The sequence below is a fragment of the Acinetobacter sp. B-6 genome (assembly GCF_056930735.1).
Genome location: NZ_JBXPBY010000070.1, coordinates 1 through 201, shown reverse-complemented (window position 1 = coordinate 201; position 201 = coordinate 1). Strand labels below are relative to the sequence as shown.

Here is a 201-nt window from a genome sequence, read left to right as displayed (position 1 = left end):
TGTGATACAAGCGGGGACTTTACCTTTAATGGGCTCTGTTGAAAGTGATCCCTTACCCGCGCCTTACGTCTTGTTAAATAGGGTGTTAAAGCCTTTACGTGTTGAAAAAATAGGTGATTTACATCGTGGTAATTATTCAACAGATGAAATTCCACTGATTAAAGGCTATTTAGCCAATCACTGGTTAGCTCGTTTTGATAT

Annotated in this window: 1 protein-coding gene; it reads left to right on the top strand. The window is 38.8% G+C overall.

Going from position 1 to position 201, the window contains the following annotated elements:
* Positions 1–201 (top strand): type VI immunity family protein (locus AC1Z3T_RS21275; RefSeq protein ID WP_483397006.1); only part of this gene is annotated, 201 nt, incomplete at both ends.